The sequence below is a fragment of the Rhizobium sp. Root1204 genome (assembly GCF_001424965.1).
Classification (GTDB): Bacteria; Pseudomonadota; Alphaproteobacteria; order Rhizobiales; family Rhizobiaceae; genus Pararhizobium.
On the sequence record NZ_LMCZ01000019.1, the window covers coordinates 1 to 23,160 of the forward strand.

Here is a 23,160-nt window from a genome sequence, read left to right on the forward strand (position 1 = left end):
AATGCGACGCCAAAATCCAGCACCGAAGGGTTACAAGAAAATACGCGGTAAAAAGCCTAGGAGGGCGTCCACGAATTGATTTTGTGTCCGCGGATCCTTTGTCGGCATGAGCATTGGCGAAAAGGTTTGTTGTGTTGCGGCAATTGAAGGCAGTCGGATGCAGCATCAATCGCGCTTGCATCGCCGTTAGCGCACTTTTTGAGAGGGCTTCTTACCCAGCCGCCCATAACTTGGTGAGATTGTGGGCGATGCAAATGAGGCTCCACTCGTCTCGCACCTTATCAAGACCGCGCAGGAGAAACTGCCGGAAGCCGCGCGCCTGTTTGATCTGGCCGAAAACCGGCTCGGGCAATTGCTTGCGAAGACGATAGCGACTTCGGTGGCCGCCGAGCTTTAGCTTGCGACGCATTGCCTGGGTGAGCGGGCCGCCCACCTTGCCTCCAATCGCCGGCCGCTTTGCCTGACCGGTTGCGATGTAAGCGGAAATCTTACGTTCTTCGAGGGCGGCGAGGTTTGCTTCCGAACAATAGCCAGCGTCCGCCGAAATCTCCTTGGGTGACTTCCCCATATTCCGCGTGATCGCGTCTGTAAGCGGAACCAGGCAAGGCGCATCTGCGGGCGAATTCGACAACGAATGTGCAACGATTATCTGTGCGGTCGCGTCCACAGCCGCTTGCCCGTTATAGGCCTGAATGAACCCGTCTCTACCAGGCATAATCCGGCTGTCGGGGTCGGTGAAATTGCGCTGTGCTTTTGGCTTGGGCTCACCGGGAGGATGCTTCGGCTTGCGGCCGGGCCGCGGCCCGTTGCCTGAACCATCGTCGTTATCTTTTGCTTTGGCGTCTGCCTGCGCCTTGGCTTCTGCCTCAAGCGCTGCCTTGGCCTCTTTGATCTTGGCCAACCGCTTCTGTTTGTCGGCAACCCAGTCCGGCATCTCGTCACCGCGCTGATCCGTGCCCAGACTTGCATCATCTTTGCGGTCAGCAGCGTCGGCCGCCTTCAGCCAACCGGCAACTTCAGCGGCCAAGATAATCTCTGCCTTCTGCATTCGAGCATAGCTCATCGCCTTATGCTTCGAGGCGTTGGCTTTGATCTTTGTTCCATCCAACGCCACGTGTCCCAGTTTGACCAGGCCCGCCTGCGCACACAGCTTCAGCACCTGCACGAACAAGCCTGACAGGGCTTTGAGGTGACGCTTGCGAAACTCCGAAATCGTCCGGAAATCAGGCTTCGAACTCGCGGTAACTGCATGGAAATCGAGCCTATCTTCGCAAGCGCGCGAGATCCGCCGTGAGGAATAAATGCCCTGCGTGTAAGCGTACAACAACAATGCCGTCATCATGGCCGGATGAAACGCCGGCGCTCCGCGCGCATCTTCATAAGAGACATAAATCCCATCGAGGTTCAGCTCATCGCGCACCAGATCCCGAACAAAGTGTGCGGGGTGCGACAAAGGCACGTAATCGAGAACTGACGCTGGAAACAGCGATACCTGCTCAACATTCCAAGGGAGAAAACTCTTGCTCATGAATGGACTGAATCAAATCAAAGCCTGAACGTCCACCCCTTCCGCACGAAATCGTGGACGGCCTCCTAGNTGCTCAACATTCCAAGGGAGAAAACTCTTGCTCATGAATGGACTGAATCAAATCAAAGCCTGAACGTCCACCCCTTCCGCACGAAATCGTGGACGGCCTCCTAGGAGATCATATGTCCAGGTGAGCCCGAGCGCGGTTGTTTCGTGACCAGCTGTGATGAAGGTCATGAGGTTGTCGACGATCTCCGCGTCGCTCATTGTTCGTCCGGTTTCCGGATCTGCGGCCGACAAAAGCATGTTCACAAGATCGTGGCGGTCATCCGGGTGTTTGCGCCTCGTCTCGATCACGCTCAGCAGGCTGGACCGCAGAAACTCGACGGCTGCCTCGGCCTTGCCGCGACCGGGGTACGGTATCCATTCGGGTGCGCGCAAAAGTCCAAGCGCGAACGTCCAGCCAGTCGGCTTGAGGAAGTCGGAAATGCCTTTCTCGACCCGTTCGACATCAATGCCATGGCCACCGGACATCATCGTCTCGACGATAATGTCGAACGTGGTCCGCATCATCTCGTGGCCGACGTCGATCGTTCTATTGCCCATGCCAATCCACCTGTCGCGCGTGCGCTGAGCCACTGCAATCATCGTCGGTTGCAGTTCGAGGAGTTTGTCGTGCCGGAACGCACCGGCGACGGACTGCCGTTGCCATTTCCAGTGGGAGCCATCGGCGGTCAACAAGCCTTGACCGAGCGCCGGTCCGAGCGCCCGCCTAACCTGATCGCCCTTCCCCAGCGTGTCAGCATTTTTCACCAACGCCTCATGGATCAACACCGGGTCGGCCAGGTAGACCTTCAGTTCTCCGGCAGTCTTCGAAAACACTACCGGTTCCGTGAAGATCGACGGCGGAAGCGCGTCGAGCGGATTACGTACGATCGCCAGTAGAGCACCGAGCGTCGACTGCGGCGTCAGCGGAAACGTGGTCTTCGGCATGCCGTCATTCAGAGCTTTGGTATCCATCGCTACATCCTTGCCCGCCAACTCGGCGTAATCTATGAGTAAGGTGCTTACCTTAAAGAGTTAAGGTGCGTACCTTAGCGATGCAAGGGATGAGATGAAAAGAGCAGCGACCGAGCGTACGCCCAAGGCCGAAGGGGCTAGCACCCGGGATAGGATCCTGGATGCCACCCTGGCGCTCTTCAATGACAGAGCACCGGATCGGGTTACGACTGCCGAAATTGCTCGTGCGGTCGGGATCAACGAAGGCAATCTTTATTATCACTTCAAAACCAAGGAAGCGCTTCTCCAGGCGCTGTTCGAAAGACTGGAAGCGGACGCAGCTTCCTTTATGACCAAGGCGGCTTCGAATACGGAAACTGACCCAGGCACCTTCTCGGGTTTTATGCGGCGCTGGTTCTCGATCGTCTGGAACCATCGTTACATTTTCCGGGATCTGCCTGGCGTCATTGCCATCGCCCCATCTTTGCGCGAGCCGACCCGCGCCCTCAGCAGTGGGATGCGGATCGTCGTCGAAGGAGCACTCCGTCAAATGACGGATGCACAACTTATCGATGTTCCCGACGAAGACGCTCCTCAGTTGCTTGCCAATGTCTGGATCGTATCGACCTACTGGGCTGTGTATCTCAGCCTGCAGGAAGGTGTCGAGAAGCTAGAAGAGGAACATCTCGACTGGGGACTAAGGCAGGTTGCAAGCCTATTCAGGCCTTACCTGTCGGATGCAGCACAGATCGAGTTGAACGCCACGTTTGGTCATCCCATCGTCGCGCAAAAACCTGCGATTTGAGGCGTCAGTCTTGAAGCGATGCCTTGCCGGAGAACGCCTAGATAAACATGCTTTGCGGTAAGCGCCATTTTATTTGCGTTATGACCGGGAGGGTCGCTGCTGTCGCCGGCCCTCACTTTGGAAGTCGGGCTCAAATCTCAGCCACCTGGTTTCAACCGCGAAATCCCTCCTCTTCCCCTTTGACTCCCCTTGACTGGAACGGGATTCGAACACCAAGTTATCGGTCCTGGTGGGTTCAGATTGGGGGGCTTTAAGTTCAGTGAGTAGCGTTGTCGATACACTTCCCGCCTGGAACGAGAAACAGTTACGGAGCGCCCTCGAGGCGGCAGGGGTTGCGCTCTGGACCTGGAATGTCGACGACGACACGTTCACCATGGACAAGAAGGGCTACGAACTTTGGGATGTTGAGCCCAATGGGCCACTCGCCTTCGAGCATCTGTCCGAAAAAATCCATCCGGCCGACAGGGATCGGGTAAGAGCAGCCTTCGTCGCGACCCGGGCGATCGTCGGTCCCTACGAGATCGATTTCCGCATTATGACCGGCGTGTCGGATATCCGGTGGATCTCTGCTCGCGGCAAGGGCAACGATGCAGGCATCGTCGGACGCACGATGAGCGGCATCTTCCTCGACGTCACGGGGCGCAAGCAGGCTGAAGAAGGGAACGAACTGCTTGCCGGAGAAATGAGCCACCGCGTCAAAAATCTTTTGGCATTGGCGAGCGCCTTGACGGCGATCACCGCGCGGTCGACTGAAACGAAAGAGGAGATGGCGCTGCAACTGACGCAGAGACTGACGTCGCTTGGTCGAGCCCATGATCTCGTTCGCCCGCTTCCTGACGCGCAAGGGCGGGCAGCACTGCTCGGCGATCTCTTCTCTGTCCTTTTGGCGCCTTACGACGACAATGGCGCTTTTGCCGGACGCATTCGTGTCGCGGTCCCGCGCATGGGCATCGGCGAGACAGCGGCGACCAGCCTTGCCCTCGTTATCCACGAGCTTGCCACCAACTCGCTGAAGTATGGTGCGCTCTCTGTGGCGGCTGGAACACTCGACGTCTCTGGGACACTCACCGACGGTGAGGTTGAGATCGTCTGGACAGAGCAAGGCGGGCCAGAGGTTGCTCCACAACCGTCTTCGACCGGTTATGGCAGCAAGCTACTTCATCGGACGGTGACGGCACAGTTGCGTGGCAGGGTCGATCACGAATGGTCGAAAAACGGCTTGATCGTGAGGCTCTTTCTTCACGCGGACAGCTTGTCTCGCTGATGGCGTGTCGCCTCGAAGGAAAAGAGGGCGCCGTGACACGTGGCTAGGCCCCGCATTCAGACCGAGTAGTCGTTGCTTTTGCACGCTCTCCAGGCGCAACTCAGACCTTCGCGGAAAACACAGGTGTCGTCTGATTTTGTTTCGCTTGCCCTTTCTCCGGCTCGCATCCTAGATTGCCTTATGTCAAAGGTTGTTTCCGTATAGCGATCGCGCGCACATGATTTCTCCAAACCCGTCGTTAACGTCATCGAGATCGTTGACGGCCTCGGTGTCGATGGTGATGCCCATTCTGGGGTGACAGTCAAACATCGCTCGCGCGTTGCAAGAGACCCGACGCAGCCAAACCTTCGGCAGGTCCATTTGATCCACTCGGAACTGTTTACCGAACTGCACCAGCAAGGGTTCGAGGTTTCCGCGGGCGACCTCGGTGAAAACATCACCACGCAGGGCATCGCGCTTCTCGAACTCCCTGCCGGGACCCATCTGAGGATTGGGGAAAGCGTGCGGCTTGAAGTGACGGGTCTTCGAAACCCATGCATCCAGATCGATCGGTTCCAAAAAGGCCTTATGAAAGCTGTTCTCGGCAAGGACGACGACGGCGGGCTTATGCGCAAGACCGGCGTGATGGCCATCGTCGTGACGGGAGGCGAGGTGCGAGCGGGCGATCCCGTTGACGCTGAGTTACCTCCCACACCCTGGCGTCCGCTCAAAGTGGTGTGAGGACGCAAAGGCCATTGGGGCAAGCCACTCCCCCGCATCGGCCGATTTACGCATTGCACGAGGCTCAAAAGATGATCGGAAACGCCAGCACTGCCAGAATCCAGACAGACCGAGCGGCGATAACCGCTGTGGTTCTCGGTGTGACTGCCTTTGCCGTTGCTCAGGGCCTGACTTATCCGCTGATAACCCTGGTCCTGCAACAGCGCGGAGAGACGGATGCTCATATCGGGCTAAACGCGTCCTTCTATGAGGCCGGCTTTGCGTTCGCCACGTTGACGATCGATCAGCTGATGCGTCTTATGCGCGGTGACATCCTGATCATCATTGGTCTATTCGGTTGTGCGCTGTCATTGCTGACGATGAGCGCATTCGATGGTTTCTGGGTCTGGTGTGGCCTGCGCTTCCTTCTCGGGCTGTGCGCCAGTTCCGTCTTCATCGTCAGCGAAGCGTGGTTGAACACCGCCTCTTCGGAGGCTGTCCGCGGTCGTGTCTCCGGCCTCTACGGCGCCGGCCTATGCGCCGGTTTCTCCATTGGTCCGCTCGCCATCCCGCTTCGGCACGGGGTCAGGCTTGAGCTTTGCCGTGACGGCCATCTATGTGGCGGGGATCGCCTTCTTCTCGGCTCTGCTGACCCGACGCGCCACAACCCTGCCTCAGCCATCGCGCTCGAAGGGGTTGATCAGGTTCATCAAAGGAGCGCCTCTCCTGGTCACGATGGTCTTCATGTATGGTTTTGCGGACATCGCGGCGATATCGGCCATGCCGGCTTACCTGGTGCATGTCGGCTTCTCCCAGGCCTTTGCCGCGACCGCCGTGACTATGGTTGCGCTTCCGACTGCTATTTCCCAGCCAGTGGTGGGCTGGCTGCTCGATCATGTCAACCGACCGGCGATCGGGATAGGGGCGGCCTTGCTTGCCAGCGTCTCCTTTTTCCTGATCCCCTTTATCGAGGGCGGCCCTGCCTTTCTCATCGTCTTCGCGATGCTCGGGGCAGCCAGTTTCGCGCTTTATACCTGTGCCCTCACGCTTCTCGGAGAACGCTACTCCGGCGACGCTCTGGTCTCTGGAAGTGCCGCTTACTCGCTTGCCTATGCGGCGGGAAGCGGTTCGGGTTCGACAGTGGTCGGTGCCGTGATGAGCGGGCATTCCCTTGCTGCCGGTCCCGTTACGATCGGAGCTGCGCTGGCCGTCTTTGCTCTGTTCTACATGCTCCGCGAATGGCGGCGCCTACGTTGATAGCGACGATTTGCCCGATGGCGTGCCACAGCCCCATCCGGAGCGACACTTCAGCCGATCCGGCGTTGTCCCGCGACCTAAGAAAACTGCGGTTATCGAAAGCTGCGTGAGGGCGTCATGGACGAGGATACGGCCGCAGCTAGTCGGACCTTGTGTGCTGATCGCGAAACGCCTCGATCTGCTCGGGTTCTTTTTCGTCTAGCTGAGTGATTTCGTTTCGGGCGTCACCGTGGACGTGGAGAAGTTCGTCAAGCTTGGCGTGGATCGCTTGCGTGTCCCGATGTTCGGCACGCTGGATAAACAATGTCATGATCCAGGTGATGAGCGTTGCGATCCCGTGCCATTCCAGCGTCTCAGGGCTGAAGATCAGCCAGGAAACAGCGTAGATCGCGACGATTGCGAATGCGTACGGGCTCGACGTCCAGGTACCCAGATCTGTCAATAATGAGCGAAATCGCATGACGGATCTCCGATCTTCGTGGAGATGGAACCCCCAGAACGGGCTTGTGTTCCGGCTTTGGAAAACCCACGGAGTCGCATTCAAATATCGTGGCGCGGTCTCATCGACGAACCTTCGAAGACTTCTGTCACTGAAATCCGTTCAGGACCACGGCTATCGCAGCAGCCCGTCGACGTCGAATTCGTCCCACCCACGCAGCGCGCCGGCGGCGGCATCGGTCTGGCTCTCGGCCGTCTTCGGCTTCTTCGAGGCAGCACTAAGGGCAAATGGGGCTCCGGGGCTCAAAGTTGGGTGAGTTGATCGCGAACAACCAAGTTAAGAATTTGAAAGAGCATGCTTTTTCGGATCAAAGGAGAGGCCCTGGCTGTGTAACGTTGGCTGCATTGGCTATATCGGTGAGAAAATTTTATGTGAAGTGAATTTCGTTGGTCTTTTGAACTGATCCGAGATTAGTTTCAAATGAGCGATCTATGAGGAATGTCATGGCGGAAGAAAATCAACGGCGCACGAGAGGCGCATCAGCAAAGGGTGTATTTGAAACCTCGAAAGCGGCAGCGCTTGAGGCGATCGAGAGCGAGAAGCACGCCGTGCGGTCGAAGAGCGAAAGATTGCGCGCTTCGAGAGACGCGGGAGCAGGGCGAGGCAGAGGAATGACAGTCTGGACTTCAGACGAGCGTCGTGCCCGATGGGAGCGATCGGTAGCGACCAAGGAGGCAGCGGGCTTTCCGGTCGAGCGGGATCCCCGGTTCCTGGCCTGGATCGAGGCTTGGATTGCTGGCGAAATTACGATGCCTGAAGTGCAGCGCCGTTATGCGAATTGGATGTCAACACGGGGAGCGATAGCCAATCGAGAGATCCACGACACCGAAATGCAAACGATCCTGGAGGCCATCCGACACGATGTGCCTGAGATTGCAGTGGTGCCGTTAACGACAGCCGAGGACCGCGCACAGCGTGCCAAGGAAATCTCCCATATTTGGGAACTCGACGAACAATAAAGAGGGCTTATTTCCCATGGAAATGAAAACCCGCGGAGCAATGCCGCCGCGGGTTTTGCATTTATCGGCTGCCATACAGAGGCAACTGTAACAGTTGGCGCCTTGGGCCATGATAGGACAGCGAGCTTGATCGAGCCTATCGGCGTGGCACTGTGGGCGATCAAAGCGCCTGGACGTTTTCTGCCTTGGATTTCCCGGTCTTGCGGTCCTGTCCCAGATCGTAGCTGACCTTCACGCCGTCGCGCAGGGCACCGCCCTGAACAGCCGAGATATGAACGAACACATCCTGCCCGCCGTTCTCCGGCGTGATAAAACCAAAACCCTTGTCGGTGTTGAAAAACTTTACTGTCCCAGTCGCCATGCATTCCTCTCGAGTTCAATGGGCATACGTGCCGCGAAATCAACTTAAAAAATGTCTATTGGATCCGCAACCACTGATCCGAGTATTGTGTTGGCGGAAGATTGCGTCAAAGCTTATTGGATAGGAACAGGAACGCGCTGAGAACCATAATCCAACCACGCCGGTCTCGCTTAGTCTGCATCGCCGGGGCCTCGGATGAAAAACACACCGACAAAGGCGATCAGAACGATCGCCTGCAGTATGAACATCGGCCAGTCATTGGCCATGTTGAAGGTCTGAGAAGGGGTGCATCACCAGTTCATCATCGTCGTCGACAGCAAACTGTGCAAGGGCAGGGGAGGGCGGTCCGATCGTCGTTCCTTATTGCGCATTACGCTTCGCCCCTTGTTTTTTTGACAGGATGATGGCGGACAGGCAAAAGCAGATTGCGTTCGTGATGATGATCGGCCACTCCACCCGCAGAACGCCGAAGACTGTCCAGAGCGCAAAGCCCGTAACGGTCAAGACATATATCCGCGCGGAAATCGCTTCCGTGTTCCCGGTGCGGACAATTTTCCAGGCTTGCGGCACAAAGCTGCTGACCGAGCATATGGAGGCGAGATAGCCAACGATCAGAGCACTATCCATAGATCTGTTTCCGAACCAAATTTACGGGGAGATGCTGTGAGCCGTTGTTCGAAGTGATCGAGATTGTCTAAGACACACTCGTCGGTGCACTGGCACCGGGAACGGCTGCCCGTGACAGCTTGGCACGCGGCGAACGCTCCCAAAACTGCCATGACGCGGCATAAAGCGAAGACCACGCCATCATGGGCATAAGGGCAAGCTGCCAACCGGTCTGGACAATCGCGGTCCACTCATGAACAGCCGAGATCTGGGGAGTGGGGAGCGGAAGAGAGGTATCCTCGAGAACGGCAGGCAGTTCGTGCGGGGACATCATCACTGCAGTGCTGGTCATTCGATTGTTCCTTAAGCGGTAACAATCAAACCCCCCGCCGAGGTATTGGTTCCACGCAGTGGTTCCGGCTAATGGCCGGGCGTTATCGCGTTAGCCGGCCGCCAAATCCAACAGCCTGCGTCGCGTTTCGGTGTTTAGGATAAAAGGCGGGACACGGTCTCAATAAGCTTTTCCTCGTTGTAGGGTTTATCGAGAACAGCATCAAAGGCGTCTGGATGAGCGCGGCCAATGCTTCCTTGAGCGCCGCTTACGAGGATAATGGGGATATTAGACAGTTCGCCGTCAGCGCGCATCGCTTGCGCAAGCTCGAGACCGGTCATCAGCGGCATCATAAAGTCGGTGATGACGAGTGAGGGGCGCTTTTCCCGAACCAAAGCGAGTGCTGCCTTGCCATGCGCTGCCGCAGCCACTTCGTAGCCGGCATCCTCCAGCATCATCGCCAGAACGTCAGCAATCAGAAACTCATCCTCGGCAATTACGATTAGCGGCATCTGGTTCGGCTCATGCTTTCTTCAGGTTTGTGGTTCCGCACCGACGGGGCTGGCCACACCTGTTGTTGCTCCAGTGACCGCCTCCAGGGGGGCGGATATGAGCAGACCTTTATTTCCAAAGCCAACCTCGTGGATCACTGGCTCGTACTCCCTGTCCCTGACCTTCAACACCGAGATCGTACGCTTGAAGCGGGAGCCGATCTCTACTTGGCGCAGCATCACCAGATTATCCAGTAGGCTGGAAATTTCTGAGCCCGGAGCCGTTACCGTCGGACCGAAGAGGTCCCGCAATTCCCAGGTTGCGAGTGTGGTAACGCCCTGAGCCCGAATTTCGTTCGTAAGAGCGGCAAAAAATTCTACGAGGCGAGGCGGATACACTGCAGCCCGTTCGAAGCCACCAAGCCCGTCGATCAAAAGACGTTTGACACCCCGGGACCGGATCGCATCGAGAAGCCGGTGACCGAGCTTGTCCAGCAGGTTTTCCGTCATCGGGTTCCAGATCACCTCCAACGCTCCCGACGCGAGAGGTCCATCTAGGTCAACCCCCAGCGCTCGCGCCTTTTTTAGCAGGCGGGCAGGGGTCTCATAGAACCCGAAATGCAGCGCCGGCTCCTCGACGCTCGCCTGACTCAGGAAGTTCAGCCCCAATGCCGTCTTGCCACATCCCGAGGGGCCGAAGACCAACGTCACGGAGCTTTCCGGCAAGCCCCCGCCGAGCATCGCGTCGAATCCGGCAGTGCCCGAACTAATCACTACTGATCCGGGATCATCCTCGGATGTCGTGGTCGAGAGCATAGCTTCCAGCCGAGGGTAGGCGATCAGCCCGGCTGAGGTGATCTCGAACTGGTGATAGCCACCGAGCCCCGCGCTTCCCCTCGACTTCTTGACCTGCAGTCGGCGGACGGTACGGACGCCGACCAACTCGTTATGGAGCTCGATGACACCATCGACCATGGTGTGCTCCGGGCTGTCCTCGGCGATGCGGGTGCTGGTCAGAAACAGGACGGTGCAGCCGACGAAAGCGGCCTGGCTCTGGACCTCGGCGACGAAGGTCTTCACATCGAGATTGGTATCCGCTCGGTCACTGGCGTTGAGCAGGCCGTCGAACACCAGCAGAGTTGCACCCTGGCGAGCAATCTCCTGCCGAATGAGGCTGACAACGGCAGGCAGCCCCTCGTCGCGCAGCGTCTGAAACACGCTGACGTAGGTGATGTTCGTGCCGAGCTGTGACCGGTCGAAGAATTCCAGGGTGCCAAGCGACTGAAACAGCCTGTCATGGGTTTCGGCGAGTAGGGTCACATAGAGAACCTTGCCGCCCTTGGAGACGTTGGCAAACGCCACCTGATTGGAAAAGATCGTCTTGCCCGCGCCGGGTTGACCCTGCACGATGTAGGACGCCCCTTCGACGAGGCCGCCGCCCAGGATGATGTCCAGGCGGGGGATACCAGTGGATAGTCGTAGAAGTTCGTGCATGGAATTGGTCATCCAGAAGAGGAGGGTGGTCGCACCGTAGGTCCAGTGGACGATATTGCAACAGCGCGTTGATACAAAATGCTTTATTTTCAGCGCGAAGGCGCTATTGTCCGCGCGAAGGGCGCGACACCCCTCTCGTTCAAGTTCTTTTCGATTTACATCCTGGGACACGTGAACGCCAATGGCAGACAGAATCGTTGACGGTGATGGGGACGGCAACCGCAACAAGGCCGAAGACCGTCTTCATGAGCTTGAGGCGGGTGTCCGCGCCGCGCAGCCAGGGCATGATGCAGCTGCTTTCCTCGCGGCAATCGTTGAATCCTCAGAGGACGCCATCATCAGCAAGTCGCTCTACGGGATCATCACAACCTGGAACAAGAGCGCCGAGCGGGTTTTTGGTTATACGGCGGACGAAGCCGTGGGCCGGCCGATCACAATGCTGATCCCGGAGGACCGTCTGGACGAAGAACCGGCGATCCTGGCTCGGATTAACGCAGGCGAGCGGGTGGACCACTTTGAAACGATCCGCCGTCGTAAGGACGGAAGCCTGATCGATCTCTCCCTGACGATCTCGCCGATCCGCAACAGTGACGGTAAGATCATCGGCGCATCGAAGATCGCTCGCGACATCTCCGATCGCAAGCGTGCGGCAGACCATCAAGATCTGCTGCTGCGCGAGATGCACCACCGTGTAAAGAACCTTTTCGCAGTTACCGGGAGCATTATCACGTTGGCGGCGCGGACGGCGCGGACACCAGCTGAGCTCGCAACGGATATGAAGGACCGCCTCTTTGCTCTGTCGCGGGCTCACGAGATGACCTTGCCGAGCTTCACCGGCGACGAAGCGTTCGCGGAGCAGCCGACCACGCTCTTTACGCTCCTATCCAACCTGCTCTCTCCCTTCGAAAACAAGGATGCTGGCCGATGGCGGCTGCATGGCGAGGATGTCCAGATCAGCGCCGACAGGGTGACGAGCCTTGCACTGCTGTTTCATGAATATGCCACCAACGCCGTAAAGTACGGTTCTCTTTCTGCGCCGGAAGGGCGGCTCGATGTCACCTTGAGCTCGAGGTCCGACCTTGTCGACATTGCCTGGCTGGAATCGAACGGCAACGCAGCGGGCACCGCCGAGACGAAGAACCCGGGGTTCGGGACGACGCTGGAGCAGATGGTGGTTCGGAGCTTAAATGCGCAGGTGTCAAGGGAGTGGCAGTCCCACGGGCTTCTGCTTAGGCTGACGATTCCGCGCGACGCCTTCGCCCTTCCATCATAAGGTCAAATCCATACGGGGAACGGCGAGGTCAGTTGCTCGTTCTGCTGAAACGCTCGGCGGTATTCTGCGCTGTCGCGACCGAGAAAATAACGTATACGCCGCGCGACGTGACGCTGGGCAGGGGAAGCGAACGATGATGTTAGAGGACCTTTATCGCCTGCTAAGGAGCGGTCACGTTCAAGCCCAGGGCGTCGTCGACACTATGACGCAGCCGATCGTCGTCCTCGACCAGCGTTTGTGCGTCACCACCGCCAATAACGCCTTCATCAAGACCTTCCAGGTGGAACGTGACGATCTTCTCGGTGAGTGCCTATTTGATATTGGCAATGGCCAATGGGATGTCCCCGAACTCCGTGAGCTGATTGCCGGTGTTATTCCACGGGCGGCAGCTGTCATCGGCTTCGAGGTAAAACACGATTTTCCCGGAATTGGACATCGTACCTTTGGTCGACGCCCGACGCCTTGTCCACCCGGACGATAACAGCACCCATATCCTGGCGCTGTTCGACGACGTCACCGAGCGCCAGCGGCACGATGCTGAGATGGACTTCGTTCTCGGCGAAACGCGCCACCGGATGAAGAACCTCTTCGCAGTTGTCCGGGCGCTCGCTTTGCAGACGCAGGCCGAAGGCCGCACCGCGGCTGAGTACCGAGACGCGTTTCTTGGTCGTCTCGAAGTCACGCTGCGCGCCCAGGAGATTGCCGCTCGTAATGAGCGCCGACCTCAAGGACCTGTTGCAGCAGGCGGCCGGTGAGACGTGGAGCGATCGGATCAGCTGCAATGGTCCGATAGTTCATCTCGGACCATCGAAGATCCTGGGCGCCAGCATGATTTTCCACGAGCTTGCGACCAATGCAGTGAAGTACGGCGCGCTATCGAAGAACGACGGTACCGTTCGGGTCACCTGGGCCTTGGAAGAGGGACTGGCGGGCCGGACCTACGTGAACTGCCGATGGCATGAACACAACGGCCCATCTGTTCAGCCGCCCCAGCGCAAAGGCTACGGGACCGAGATGATCGAGGGCACGGCGGCTCATCTTGGCGGGCGCGTGGAACTTTCCTATGCTCCGGAAGGTTTGGCCGCAACGATCAGGATCCCGGTATGAGTTTCATGAACCAGACCGCCGACACCCATGCAGGCCCCCGCACCGTTCTCGTTGTTGAGGACGAGTTTTTCATAGCGCTGGAAGTCAAATCGGCTTTAACGAACGCAGGTTTCGAAGTGCTCGGCCCGGCAAGCTCTGTCGACCATGCTCTAGGCCTCATCAATGACACAACACCCGATGCGGCGGTGCTCGATGTCGACCTCGGCGGCGAGCGGGTCACCCCGGTTGCCCTGCAGCTGAAGACCCTCGGGGTGCCTTTTGTGCTCGCGAGTGCCGCTGATCCGGCAGCACTTGCCGAGAACGCGGCCTTAGCGGGGGCCCGAAATCTCAGCAAGCCAACGGACATGCGACAGCTCGCACAGGCGGTTGGCGAAATTACCGACATGGCCCCGTAGAGAGTTGAGGCAGCGGCCTATTCAGCGCAGCCGGCTACCGAGGAAGAAACAGAGCCGCCTTCGCGAAATGTAACCTTGTGAAAGACTTCCGTCCGCGTCCGATATTCGATGGTCGGCGGCCGACGCGCCTGGTTTCCTTCGACGCTGCCTTGCTACATGAGCGCGCACACTTGCCTTCGCGTCCCCGATGGCGAGATCGGTATCCTTCAGCTCGGATCGGTCGGGACACTCGAGACAGCCATCGTTGTTAAGCCGGTGGAAGAAGAGGGCGCCGTCGCTTTGCAACGGCCTCTGTACCGATAGTTCCGCATCGGGCCTATCCCTGTGACATCGGTGATTCAATTCGCCAGCGTCACGATGGTGGATAGGTCTTCGCTGCCCGACGAGCTTCCTGGAACTTTCGGTTCCGGATGAGGTTTGCTTGGCGAAGGAGAACCGCGATGATGATCGATGACAAGCACCCAGAGCAGGATCCGGCGGAAGGCAGCAGGGAAACCGTCGAGAAGGATTTGAAGCGGCAAGAGCAGGTTCGTTCGCATAGCAGCAAAGAGCCGACTAGCGAGAATGACGCGGGCTCTGAAGCAGCCGAACCGTCGCCGGAGTAATCCCTTGGAACGCGGCGTCCGGCAAAAGGGCAGCGAAGTGACCAAGGCAGCTCCCGAGGTTTTCAATTTCGGCCTCTCGCTTGAGGTCGAACCGATGGAAGCACGGTCCGCAGACAGCTTGCCGGCGGGCAGCGGTTGGCAATACGAGCCGAAATGGGATGGTTTTCGTTGCCTGGCGTTCAAACACGGCAGCAATGTCGATCTGCGGGCAAAATCGGGGAAGGCCCTTTCCCGGTACTTCCCGGAGGTGGTCCAGTATCTGTCTCGGCTCCCGGTCGAGCGTTTCGTGATCGATGGCGAGCTGGTCATCGAGCTCAGTGGAAAATTGTCGTTCGACGCTCTGCAGGCAAGACTACATCCGGCTGAAAGTCGCATCAGGAAGCTCTCGCTCGAAACTCCCGCGCGGCTCGTCGCGTTTGATATGTTGTTAAACCCATTAGGGATGCCGATCCTTGATCAGCCCCTGCTCGAGCGTCGCGCAGCACTTGAGAAGTTTGCGCAGGAAGTAGCGGGTGCCGACCGGCTGATACTATCTCCATTCACACGCGATCTAGCTAAAGCCAATTTTTGGCTGTCGGGTTCGGGAGGTGATACCGATGGTATCGTTTGCAAGCGGCTAGACGGACTATACCTGCCTGGCGAGCGGGCAATGACCAAGGTGAAGCGGCTCCGAACGGCCGACTGCGTGGTGGGGGGCTTCCGATACGAGAGCGACAGCGAACTTGTCGGCTCCTTGCTGCTCGGCCTTTACAATGAGAAGGGCGAACTTGACCATGTCGGTTTCACATCGACAATCACCAACGCGGAAAAGCCTGCGCTGACGAAGAAGTTAGAGGCGCTCCGTGGAGGATCCGGGTTCACTGGCAAAGCTCCCGGTGGTCCAAGCCGATGGAACACGAAGCGCTCGTCAGAATGGGAGCCTCTTGCGCCTGAACTTGTTGTCGAAGTTCGCTTCGATCACGTAACCGGGCGCCGCTTCAGGCATGGCACAAAGCTTCTCCGATGGCGTCCGGACAAGAAGCCGCTGCAATGCGATTACCAACAGATCGAAAGATAGGATCAGCGCGCTTTATTCCTTCACTCCATCTTTCTTCGGAGGCTGTAATAGGAAAGAGCTTCCAACTCTTCACCATCAGAGCATGTAACAATGTGCAACGACTATGAGCAACTCTGCCGGCAGCCTCCAAGTCGAACAAGTCAGGTCGGGCAGCGATTGAGGGTATGATTTATTTCACAGGCGATACCCATTTCGGCGACCCGCGCGTGCTGCGCATTGATCGGCGTCCATTCTCTAACATGCCCGACCATGATGCTGCCCTGATCTCGAACTGGAACAGCCGTGTTTCGCCGGAAGACGAAATCTGGCATCTTGGAGATTTTGCGTTCAAGCGGGCCGGCTTTGCCGAGCAGCTCCTCTCCCAGCTTCACGGCCAAAAGCATCTCATTGTCGGCAACAATGATCCGCCCAACACCACAAGTGCTACCGGGTGGGCAAGCATTCAGCACTACGCTGAACTGACGATCGACGGCCAGCGACTCATTCTCTGTCATTATCCGTTCCGCACCTGGAACCGGATGGGCAGGGGGTCGATCAACCTGCATGGTCACTCCCATGGCAGATTGAAGCCCGTGCCGCGCCAGTTCGACGTTGGTGTTGACCCACGTAATTTACGCCCGACGACCCTGCCGGAGTTGCTGGCAAAGCGGGCAAGGGGATTGCAATCAAAGGACACCGCGCATGCAGGATGATCTTTTCGGGAATCTGCCGCAGCGTTTGCCGGAGGGTTTTCACTACGAGCCGGATGCCATCTCGCGGGCGACGCAAGACGAACGGCTCGCGTGGATACCGACATTGCCGTTCAAGGCATTCGACTTCCATGGTTTCGAGGGCAAGCGACGGACCGTTTCATTCGGCTGGAAGTATGATTTTACTCTCGCCTCGCTCCAGAAGACCGATGACATACCTGACATTCTGTTTCCGTTGCGTGATATTGCGGGTGATTTCGCGGGATTGGCGCCAGAGCGTCTTCAGCAGGTCCTCGTGAGCGAATATGATATCGGCGCGCCAATTGGCTGGCATCGAGACAAGGCCGTCTTTGGCGTTGTTGTTGGCATCTCGCTGCTATCGCCCTGCACATTTCGCCTTCGCCGTCGGAACGGCGAGAAGTGGGAGCGTGCATCGATCGAGGCGCAGCCCGGATCCATCTACGTTCTGTCTGGCCTAGCAAGAACCGTATGGGAGCATTCAATTCCCCCCGTCGACCGGCTGCGATATTCGATCACCTTCAGGGAGCTGGCAGATGCCGGATGATTGCCGTTGCTGGCCTCACAGAGACGTGTAGGGGCTATCGGCTATCGGCAATCGCGAGCCGAGGCGTCAGCGCAGGCCCGGTGAGCATCCCGTTGCCTCGGATCGTATGTCCCAACCTGGCTCTGACAAACAGCGGGTGGGACAGGACGCAAGAGGACAGTATGCAAGGTCGCAAGCCGACCGAAAGGCTACCGGCGTTATTAGTGCGAAACCCACCGTCGTGACAGGTTCGGAAGACGCGACCATGGCGTGCTATGGGTGTTGGATCAGTTTGCAATGGCGGGCATGTTGAATTTGTAGATTGCATGCAGGGCTTAGTCGCTTAGCGGTTCATCCAAGGTGCCGTTTGCCAGCAGGAGAGATACGCCGTCGGCTGGCACGATTGTCCAAGTAGGACAAATCTATTACTAGCCAATGGCTTAGCGGGTCCTGCTGCACGGGTTTCAGGTTCATATCCTATCAAGAGCACCCAGCGACGAATGCCGTCGTCGCCTCCTGTAGAACGACTGGTGTACGCATGCCGCGGCAATGCGGCCATTGCCGCGAAGAGGTCCGTCAGCTTCTCCGTGTGCCGAATGCTTAAGACCGCTACATCTCCTCTGCCTAAAAGCTTCGGGATTTGCCGCGGCGTGCATATGGATATGTCGATCCTCAGGGCGATACAGGTTTCGCAAGCGGGGACTTAGCCAACTGGATGATCCCAGGCACGATGTTCAAGGGTTGGACTGCTGCATGGACGTCGTCATCGACCTCGGTGTCTTTCCGGTCACGGGCCAGGGCGAGCTGCGGATGATCCTGATCGAATGCACCGAGAGCGGGTCCGGTGGAGTCCCAGCCGGACATCCTTCAATGCCAATTGGAATTTGCGATTCCGTCCCCGCCCGAGACGGGTCTTGAAACGCCGGAGCATTGGTAGACAATGTTCAGTGGCCTTGCCCGGCCGAGAAGCCGCGGTCGGCTGCGGCTCTAAGGTCCAGACCTAAACGACCCTATCCTGATCGAACCAAACTCCTCATCGAGCCCGAAGACATGGCTGCCGCCCTGGCCGCGGTCGAGTTGTGCCGTGAGTTCGGAAACAGCGAGGGTTTTTCCTCGTTGGTGGCACGAGAAACAGCCCCAGGTGCGCGCGACAGATCAGGCAAGATCGATTTTATCAGGCGCTCAGCCGTCACCTACTGGCGCCAGACCTCGACCGCCAAAAAGGGGACGTGACAACATGTCGGTCGTCGACAATGAACTTAAAGTCTACGTCGTTGAAGGTCTTCGTGTGGCGGACCCGTCTATCATGCCACGGATAACCACCGGCCATACGATGGCGCCTTGTGTGGTCATCGGTGAGCGGGCAGCCGATCTGATCGGAAAATCCCATGGACTGAGCTCTCGATTTGAACCCGCCACTCACTCGGTTTGATTTAAACAGCGGAGAACTCCGCGCCGTTTTATTTGACAGCGCAGAGCCTTTCTCAAGTTCAAGACATTGGAAAGTAGCACCGCCAGAAAGCGCGGTTGTTCCCTTTCAGAGCTATAATAATCAGCAGTGTGAAACCATTGTCGCAACCTGGGCTCCGAGATGGCCAAAAGGGTCCGCCAAATCTAAAACGACACTCATATGGTTGAGACCCGGTATCGGTAGCAATTGGACGGGACTATTGTGCGCGGCCAGTTTCGTACTCAGCCCCAATGCTTGTTCATGGAAGGGAGACGTTTCTTCCGCACCAAACGCGATTGTCCGCCGCAGCGAAGGCAGCTGAACCGCTGTCAAAGGCGACCATGCGGCAGCTTCCGCAGCGGTCATATGCGCCTCCTCCCGCAGGAAGCTATCCGGGATTTCGGCAAGATCGTATATACCGCTCACCAGCAACATCTCCTGCAGGGCGGGTAGGGTAGGGTGTTCCGTTTCACCGGGGGCTCTGGCCGCGAGGAAGGAAGCGAGATGCGCGCCTGCAGAGTGGCCGCTGACGGTAATTTTGTCAGAGTCTGCGCCAAACTCGGCCGCATGTTTCTGAAGCCATAATACCGACCGCCGCACCTGATCCACCAAGACATCAAGGCGTTGACCGGGCATCAGGTCATATTCGACGAGAGCGGCGATACCCCCGGCTGCAAGGACGGGGGTGGCGACCAGACGATAATTTTCCTTCTCGCCGGATCGCCAATAGCCGCCATGCACGAAGACATGCAGTGGAGCACCGCCCTTGATATTATCGGGCAGGATGACGTCCAGGACCTCTCTGTCGCGTACACCATACCGAATGTCAGCCATAAGCCGGGACGTGGCTGATAGTTGCCGGCTGCGTTCTGCGAATTCGGCAGCGATAGCGTCGAAATCGGGTACGAAATCGCGAATTCGGTAAAGATCTTGTGACGTCATTGGGTTCCTCCGGTCTCAGTAATCCACTGCGTAATACTTTGCCTCCATAAACTCCAGGATTCCCGTAACGCCGCCTTCGCGACCAAGGCCACTCTGTTTGACGCCGCCAAAGGGTGCGGCCGGGTCCGACATCAATCCCCTATTGATCCCGAGCATGCCTGTCTCGAGCAGTTTGCCGAGTTTCATCGCCCGTTTCAAATCCTGAGTGTAAACGTAGGCGGCGAGGCCGTATTCGGTGTTATTCGCCAGTTGGACGGCTTCGTCTTCTGTCACGAATTTATAGACCGGCGCGACGGGACCAAAAATTTCCTCACGCGCGATCGCGGCGTTTTTAGGTACGTTTTCGAGAACGGTCGGTGGATAGAAATAGCCGTTTTGCGCAAGTGGGCTGCCACCAGTGGTCGCGCGTGCACCCGCCGCAATAGCGTCCGTGACCAGTCTGTCGATCTTGCCCACGGCATTGGTGGTGATCATCGGTCCACACTGTGTGGCAGGATCGTAGCCGGGGCCGATCTTCAGCGCGGCCATGCGCGCGGTGAGGCCGGCGACGAAGGCATCATGGATGCCGGCCTGGACGTAGAATCGGTTGGCGGCAGTGCAGGCTTCACCCGCGTTGCGCATCTTTGCGATCATGGCGCCATCAAGAGCGGACTCCAAGTCCGCGTCGTCGAAGACGATGAAGGGGGCGTTGCCACCAAGCTCCATCGAGCAGCTGACCACGGACTTTGACGCTTCAGCAAGAAGTGTCCGCCCGACGCCGGTGGAACCGGTGAAGGAAAGCTTACGTACGCGGGGGTCCGCCAGCATGGCGTTGGTCACCGCGCCGGGCTTGCTTGTCGTCAGTACATTCACGACGCCTGCCGGCACGCCAGCCTCTTCGCCAAGCCGTGCCATGGCATAGGCAGTCAGGGGCGTTTCCGAAGCCGGCTTCAGGATCACCGTGCAACCGGCTGCAAGAGCTGGGCCGATCTTTCGCGTCGCCATGGCAGCCGGGAAGTTCCAGGGCGTGATCAGGACCGCAATGCCGATTGGCTCGTGATCGACGATGATATGATGTGAACCTGAAGGGGTATGGCGGTATTCGCCGGGAATGCGCGTTGCTTCTTCTGCATACCAGCGGAAGAATTCGGCGGCGTAAGCGACTTCGCCGCGGGCGTCAGGCAGCGCCTTGCCGTTTTCGAGTGCAATGAGCGTGGCAAGCTCTTCGGCATGTTGCGTCATGAGCTCGAACCAGCGCCGCAGTATTTCCGAGCGTTTGCGCGTCGGCGTGTTGCGCCATTCAGCGGCGGCGGCTTCTGCTGCATCAACCGCCTGCATCGCATCTTCAACGGAGGCATCCGCGACTTCGGCCAGTTGTTCGCCCGTGGAGGGGTCCATGACGGCGATGCCGCCGCCCTTTCTCCACTTGCCGCCGATATAGAGGCCTTCCGCATGCAGAGCAGGATTGGCATAGCCGTTGATCTTGGCATGAAACGTCATGATGAAAATCCTTGTTAAATCAGGCGCGACCGGTCGCCATGATAGGCGGCGGTGATAAGGGTCTGCATGTCGTCGAGGTTGAGGGGCCTCGGATTGTTCTGGACGAGGCGGGCAATGCCGATGCTCTGCTCGGCCACCCAGCCGATCCGGCTCTCTTCAAGGCCAAGTTCACGTAGCGTTGGCGGGATACCTATCTGCGCGAAAAGAGAAATAAGGGCGGGAACGACAGCGTCCGGCCCGTCAAGACCTGCCGCCTGGGCGATCGCTCCAAGCTCGTTCTGGATGGCCGGCACGTTCCATGTCATGACATAGGGCATGAGGCAGGCCACACCGAGGCCGTGCGCGGTATGGGTCAGTGCGCCAACGGGATATTGAATGGCATGGGCCGCTGCAGTTCCGGCCACGCCGAAGGCAAGTCCTGCGAGGGTGGCGCCGAGCATCACCTTCTCGCGTGCATTTCGATCCATGCCGTCCTTGCAGGCGGCCTCCAGCCCCTGCCAGAGCAGTGAGATGGCGCGTAGGGCAAAATGATCGGAGATTTCGTTCTTGCCGACAAAGACACGCTGCTGAGCGATGCCTGGCACCGGTTCGCGGCGAATTGCGGTGAAGGCCTCCAGCGCATGGGTGAGCGCGTCCGCACCTGCAATGGCTGTCAGGGCGGGGGGGCAAGTGAGAGTGAGTTCCGGATCGCAGATGGAAACAGTTGGAATGAGGTAAGGGCTGGAAATGCCGACTTTCAGGCTCCGCTCGGCATCGGAAAGCACGGCGACGGGCGTGACTTCGGAGCCTGTGCCGGCAGTGGTCGGAATTGCGATGAGAGGCATCACGGGTCCGGGCACCGTATGCTCCCCATAGTAATCCTGCGGTCGCCCGCCATGCATCAGCAACAGAGCTACACATTTGGCCATATCGAGGCAGGAGCCGCCGCCGATGCCGATAACGAGGTCTGGAGCGAAATTTCGGGCAGCTTCCGCACTTTTAGCGGCGGAGTCGACCGGAACGTCGGGCAGAGTGGAACTGTCGATCATCACCGCAATCCCGGCATCTTCAAGTTGCCGGACGAGCGCGAGAAAATCGGCATCCGTAGAAAGGCGCGTATCCGTGGCGATCATCGCGCGCTTGCCAAGTCGGGCGGCAATACTCCCGAGAGCATGCCGCTGTCCCGAGCCGAAGAGCAGTTCGCGCGGCGCCCTCAGTGTGCCGAAAAGGTTCATTTCCAAAATCCTCCGATAATTCAGGCGGCCTCGAGCGCCAAAAGACTTTCCAAAAGTGGTTGCGGCAGCTCTATCCCTGCCGTCTCCGTTGCGATGCGGCGCCTGCGCGCGCCATCGCCCGGTATCGCCACCGGTTTTTCGGTGTCGGACGCCGGGGATAGGCGCAGATCGTCGAGATAGGCTGCAAGCGAACGGGCGTTCCCATGTCCCGATGCCGTGTCTATAAGAATGAGCAGGTCACCCTTGTTGGCCGCATGGGTATCGTCGAGCGTCCCGCGCACCTCGGGAGCGAGATGCGAACCGGCAAGTGCTGCAACGAGGAGTTCGATCGCCAGACCAAGGCCGTAACCTTTGGCGCCGCCGAATGGCGCGATAGCCCCTAATTTGGCCGCGTTCGGGTCTGTGGTCGGAAAACCATTCGCATCCACGGCCCAGTCTGATGGAATAGGTGTGCCGCGGATTGCGTGGTTGTTGATTTTTCCCATCGAAACGACGCTTGTGGCGAGGTCCAGCACAAAGGGGTGATCGCCTGAAGGAATGCCGATGGCGATGGGATTGGTCCCGAGCAAGGCTCGGGTTCCGCCGAAGGGATGAACAAGCGCCTCACTGGTCGACATGACAATGGCGATAAGGCCAGTCCTAGCCGCCGCTTCCGCATAATAGGCCAACATACCCATGTGGTTGGCGTTGCGGATCGCAGCGATGGCGATCCCTGTCTCGCTCAAGATTGGCCGGAGCGTTTCCATTGCACGCATCATGACGACCGGTCCAAGGCCGCGCTCGCCGTCAATGCTGAGAAACGATCGTCTGCACCATGTAACCGTTCCATAGCTGCGCCCGTCAGCGATCCCTTTTTCCAATCTTGAAGCAAGAAGCGGCAATCGCTGCAAGCCATGCGATGGCAAGCCTCGCAATTCGGCTTCGATGAGGAGATCAGCCTGAAGATGAGCATTGTCACGTGAAGCTCCTCTTGCCTCCAAGAGAGTCGCCGCCAATCGTCGTAGCCGCTCAGATGATATCTTCATCTTAAATCCTATATCGGATCATATACGATATTGTATTTGACATACGATATCTTATTTGCAACAAAAGCCAGCATGTCAAGAAGCAAG

General features: G+C 58.2%; 24 protein-coding genes and 3 pseudogenes. 15 read left to right on the plus strand and 12 right to left on the minus strand.

Annotated elements, in window-relative coordinates; all coding sequences use genetic code 11:
- Positions 1-211: 211 nt before the first annotated feature.
- Both ASC96_RS17260 and ASC96_RS17265 read right to left on the minus strand, forming a co-directional pair.
- A complete protein-coding gene (locus ASC96_RS17260; RefSeq protein ID WP_060504381.1) occupies positions 212-1,528 on the minus strand; it encodes an IS1182 family transposase in 1,317 nt (438 codons plus the stop codon).
- Positions 1,529-1,699: 171 nt separating this feature from the next.
- Positions 1,700-2,521: pseudogene (locus ASC96_RS17265) on the minus strand (cytochrome P450); the annotation flags it as partial.
- Positions 2,522-2,642: 121 nt separating this feature from the next.
- On the opposite strand from ASC96_RS17265, the gene ASC96_RS17270 reads away from it, so the two are divergent.
- The 4 genes and pseudogenes from ASC96_RS17270 to ASC96_RS33865 all read left to right on the plus strand — a co-directional run bounded on the left by ASC96_RS17270 (position 2,643) and on the right by ASC96_RS33865 (position 6,552).
- Positions 2,643-3,332: a TetR/AcrR family transcriptional regulator gene (locus tag ASC96_RS17270; RefSeq protein WP_060504383.1), complete on the plus strand. Its 690-nt coding sequence runs from the start codon at positions 2,643-2,645 to the stop codon at positions 3,330-3,332.
- Between the two features lie 259 nt (positions 3,333-3,591).
- The gene (locus ASC96_RS17275; RefSeq protein WP_060504384.1) at positions 3,592-4,596 is read left to right on the plus strand and encodes a sensor histidine kinase; all 1,005 of its coding nucleotides are present in this window, start codon (positions 3,592-3,594) and stop codon (positions 4,594-4,596) included.
- A 180-nt stretch (positions 4,597-4,776) separates the two neighbouring features.
- A pseudogene (locus ASC96_RS17280) lies at positions 4,777-5,316 on the plus strand (MOSC domain-containing protein).
- A 486-nt stretch (positions 5,317-5,802) separates the two neighbouring features.
- Complete coding sequence (locus ASC96_RS33865) at positions 5,803-6,552, plus strand: MFS transporter (protein ID WP_244482126.1); 750 nt, start codon at positions 5,803-5,805, stop codon at positions 6,550-6,552.
- A 139-nt stretch (positions 6,553-6,691) separates the two neighbouring features.
- Here the strand turns inward: ASC96_RS33865 and ASC96_RS17290 are convergent, their stop codons facing one another.
- Positions 6,692-7,012, minus strand: a complete 321-nt coding sequence (locus ASC96_RS17290; protein ID WP_060504385.1) for a low affinity iron permease family protein — start codon at positions 7,010-7,012, stop codon at positions 6,692-6,694.
- A 482-nt stretch (positions 7,013-7,494) separates the two neighbouring features.
- On the opposite strand from ASC96_RS17290, the gene ASC96_RS17295 reads away from it, so the two are divergent.
- Positions 7,495-8,010 (plus strand): hypothetical protein, encoded by a 516-nt coding sequence (locus tag ASC96_RS17295; protein ID WP_060504386.1) that lies wholly within the window; start codon positions 7,495-7,497, stop codon positions 8,008-8,010.
- A gap of 160 nt (positions 8,011-8,170) precedes the next feature.
- Here ASC96_RS17295 and ASC96_RS17300 read toward each other — a convergent pair whose 3' ends face one another.
- The 5 genes from ASC96_RS17300 to ASC96_RS17320 form a co-directional block, all read right to left on the minus strand.
- Positions 8,171-8,371 (minus strand): cold-shock protein, encoded by a 201-nt coding sequence (locus ASC96_RS17300; protein ID WP_060504387.1) that lies wholly within the window; start codon positions 8,369-8,371, stop codon positions 8,171-8,173.
- 360 nt (positions 8,372-8,731) lie between these two features.
- Complete coding sequence (locus ASC96_RS17305; RefSeq protein WP_060504388.1) at positions 8,732-8,998, minus strand: SemiSWEET family transporter; 267 nt, start codon at positions 8,996-8,998, stop codon at positions 8,732-8,734.
- A 67-nt stretch (positions 8,999-9,065) separates the two neighbouring features.
- Positions 9,066-9,329, minus strand: a complete 264-nt coding sequence (locus tag ASC96_RS17310; RefSeq protein WP_060504389.1) for a hypothetical protein — start codon at positions 9,327-9,329, stop codon at positions 9,066-9,068.
- Between the two features lie 134 nt (positions 9,330-9,463).
- Entirely contained in the window at positions 9,464-9,820 is a 357-nt protein-coding gene (locus ASC96_RS17315) for a response regulator (protein WP_060504390.1), read from the minus strand.
- A gap of 21 nt (positions 9,821-9,841) precedes the next feature.
- Complete coding sequence (locus tag ASC96_RS17320) at positions 9,842-11,464, minus strand: ATPase domain-containing protein (protein ID WP_244482128.1); 1,623 nt, start codon at positions 11,462-11,464, stop codon at positions 9,842-9,844.
- A gap of 10 nt (positions 11,465-11,474) precedes the next feature.
- Between ASC96_RS17320 and ASC96_RS17325 the strand changes: the two genes are divergently transcribed.
- From ASC96_RS17325 to ASC96_RS17360, 10 genes and pseudogenes are all read left to right on the plus strand, one after another.
- Entirely contained in the window at positions 11,475-12,566 is a 1,092-nt protein-coding gene (locus ASC96_RS17325) for a PAS domain S-box protein (RefSeq protein WP_060504392.1), read from the plus strand.
- A 133-nt stretch (positions 12,567-12,699) separates the two neighbouring features.
- Positions 12,700-13,047: a PAS domain-containing protein gene (locus ASC96_RS34405; protein WP_348270812.1), complete on the plus strand. Its 348-nt coding sequence runs from the start codon at positions 12,700-12,702 to the stop codon at positions 13,045-13,047.
- On the plus strand, positions 13,010-13,321 hold the full coding sequence (locus ASC96_RS34410; protein WP_348270813.1) for an HWE histidine kinase domain-containing protein: 312 nt from the start codon (positions 13,010-13,012) through the stop codon (positions 13,319-13,321). The genes ASC96_RS34405 and ASC96_RS34410 overlap by 38 nt, the downstream gene beginning before the upstream one ends.
- Complete coding sequence (locus ASC96_RS34415) at positions 13,278-13,673, plus strand: sensor histidine kinase (RefSeq protein WP_348270814.1); 396 nt, start codon at positions 13,278-13,280, stop codon at positions 13,671-13,673. The genes ASC96_RS34410 and ASC96_RS34415 overlap by 44 nt, the downstream gene beginning before the upstream one ends.
- On the plus strand, positions 13,670-14,068 hold the full coding sequence (locus ASC96_RS17335; RefSeq protein ID WP_348270815.1) for a response regulator: 399 nt from the start codon (positions 13,670-13,672) through the stop codon (positions 14,066-14,068). Before ASC96_RS34415 ends, ASC96_RS17335 begins: the two co-directional genes overlap by 4 nt.
- 440 nt (positions 14,069-14,508) lie before the next feature.
- Complete coding sequence (locus ASC96_RS33395) at positions 14,509-14,673, plus strand: hypothetical protein (protein ID WP_200956636.1); 165 nt, start codon at positions 14,509-14,511, stop codon at positions 14,671-14,673.
- A gap of 37 nt (positions 14,674-14,710) precedes the next feature.
- Complete coding sequence (locus ASC96_RS17345; protein ID WP_280140014.1) at positions 14,711-15,730, plus strand: ATP-dependent DNA ligase; 1,020 nt, start codon at positions 14,711-14,713, stop codon at positions 15,728-15,730.
- 164 nt (positions 15,731-15,894) lie between these two features.
- On the plus strand, positions 15,895-16,422 hold the full coding sequence (locus ASC96_RS17350; protein WP_060504394.1) for a metallophosphoesterase family protein: 528 nt from the start codon (positions 15,895-15,897) through the stop codon (positions 16,420-16,422).
- Positions 16,412-16,984 (plus strand): alpha-ketoglutarate-dependent dioxygenase AlkB, encoded by a 573-nt coding sequence (locus ASC96_RS17355; protein WP_060504395.1) that lies wholly within the window; start codon positions 16,412-16,414, stop codon positions 16,982-16,984. The genes ASC96_RS17350 and ASC96_RS17355 overlap by 11 nt, the downstream gene beginning before the upstream one ends.
- Positions 16,985-17,813: 829 nt before the next feature.
- A pseudogene (locus tag ASC96_RS17360) lies at positions 17,814-18,395 on the plus strand (GMC family oxidoreductase); the annotation flags it as partial.
- A 120-nt stretch (positions 18,396-18,515) separates the two neighbouring features.
- On the opposite strand, the gene ASC96_RS17365 reads toward ASC96_RS17360, so the two are convergent.
- Genes ASC96_RS17365 through ASC96_RS17380 form a run of 4 tightly spaced genes read right to left on the minus strand, consistent with a single transcriptional unit; the run spans position 18,516 to position 23,073 of the window.
- Complete coding sequence (locus tag ASC96_RS17365; protein WP_060504396.1) at positions 18,516-19,355, minus strand: alpha/beta hydrolase; 840 nt, start codon at positions 19,353-19,355, stop codon at positions 18,516-18,518.
- A 15-nt stretch (positions 19,356-19,370) separates the two neighbouring features.
- The gene (locus ASC96_RS17370; RefSeq protein ID WP_060504397.1) at positions 19,371-20,834 is read right to left on the minus strand and encodes an NAD-dependent succinate-semialdehyde dehydrogenase; all 1,464 of its coding nucleotides are present in this window, start codon (positions 20,832-20,834) and stop codon (positions 19,371-19,373) included.
- A 14-nt stretch (positions 20,835-20,848) separates the two neighbouring features.
- Positions 20,849-22,048, minus strand: a complete 1,200-nt coding sequence (locus ASC96_RS17375; RefSeq protein ID WP_060504398.1) for an iron-containing alcohol dehydrogenase — start codon at positions 22,046-22,048, stop codon at positions 20,849-20,851.
- A gap of 20 nt (positions 22,049-22,068) precedes the next feature.
- Positions 22,069-23,073: an Ldh family oxidoreductase gene (locus tag ASC96_RS17380; protein ID WP_060504399.1), complete on the minus strand. Its 1,005-nt coding sequence runs from the start codon at positions 23,071-23,073 to the stop codon at positions 22,069-22,071.
- Between the last annotated feature and the right edge of the window lie 87 nt (positions 23,074-23,160).

Excerpts from the sequence above, each read along its gene's own strand:
- ASC96_RS33395 (WP_200956636.1), top strand. The coding sequence starts at position 14,509 with ATGATGATCGATGACAAGCACCCAGAGCAGGATCCGGCGGAAGGCAGC.
- ASC96_RS17355 (WP_060504395.1), top strand. The coding sequence starts at position 16,412 with ATGCAGGATGATCTTTTCGGGAATCTGCCGCAGCGTTTGCCGGAGGGT.
- ASC96_RS17325 (WP_060504392.1), top strand. The coding sequence starts at position 11,475 with ATGGCAGACAGAATCGTTGACGGTGATGGGGACGGCAACCGCAACAAG.
- ASC96_RS17335 (WP_348270815.1), top strand. The coding sequence starts at position 13,670 with ATGAGTTTCATGAACCAGACCGCCGACACCCATGCAGGCCCCCGCACC.
- ASC96_RS17295 (WP_060504386.1), top strand. The coding sequence starts at position 7,495 with ATGGCGGAAGAAAATCAACGGCGCACGAGAGGCGCATCAGCAAAGGGT.
- ASC96_RS17310 (WP_060504389.1), bottom strand. The coding sequence starts at position 9,329 with ATGACCAGCACTGCAGTGATGATGTCCCCGCACGAACTGCCTGCCGTT.
- ASC96_RS17305 (WP_060504388.1), bottom strand. The coding sequence starts at position 8,998 with ATGGATAGTGCTCTGATCGTTGGCTATCTCGCCTCCATATGCTCGGTC.
- ASC96_RS17290 (WP_060504385.1), bottom strand. The coding sequence starts at position 7,012 with ATGCGATTTCGCTCATTATTGACAGATCTGGGTACCTGGACGTCGAGC.
- ASC96_RS17350 (WP_060504394.1), top strand. The coding sequence starts at position 15,895 with ATGATTTATTTCACAGGCGATACCCATTTCGGCGACCCGCGCGTGCTG.
- ASC96_RS17375 (WP_060504398.1), bottom strand. The coding sequence starts at position 22,048 with ATGAACCTTTTCGGCACACTGAGGGCGCCGCGCGAACTGCTCTTCGGC.
- ASC96_RS17300 (WP_060504387.1), bottom strand. The coding sequence starts at position 8,371 with ATGGCGACTGGGACAGTAAAGTTTTTCAACACCGACAAGGGTTTTGGT.
- ASC96_RS34415 (WP_348270814.1), top strand. The coding sequence starts at position 13,278 with ATGAGCGCCGACCTCAAGGACCTGTTGCAGCAGGCGGCCGGTGAGACG.
- ASC96_RS17260 (WP_060504381.1), bottom strand. The coding sequence starts at position 1,528 with ATGAGCAAGAGTTTTCTCCCTTGGAATGTTGAGCAGGTATCGCTGTTT.
- ASC96_RS17315 (WP_060504390.1), bottom strand. The coding sequence starts at position 9,820 with ATGCCGCTAATCGTAATTGCCGAGGATGAGTTTCTGATTGCTGACGTT.
- ASC96_RS34405 (WP_348270812.1), top strand. The coding sequence starts at position 12,700 with ATGATGTTAGAGGACCTTTATCGCCTGCTAAGGAGCGGTCACGTTCAA.
- ASC96_RS17370 (WP_060504397.1), bottom strand. The coding sequence starts at position 20,834 with ATGACGTTTCATGCCAAGATCAACGGCTATGCCAATCCTGCTCTGCAT.
- ASC96_RS17270 (WP_060504383.1), top strand. The coding sequence starts at position 2,643 with ATGAAAAGAGCAGCGACCGAGCGTACGCCCAAGGCCGAAGGGGCTAGC.
- ASC96_RS17365 (WP_060504396.1), bottom strand. The coding sequence starts at position 19,355 with ATGACGTCACAAGATCTTTACCGAATTCGCGATTTCGTACCCGATTTC.
- ASC96_RS17380 (WP_060504399.1), bottom strand. The coding sequence starts at position 23,073 with ATGAAGATATCATCTGAGCGGCTACGACGATTGGCGGCGACTCTCTTG.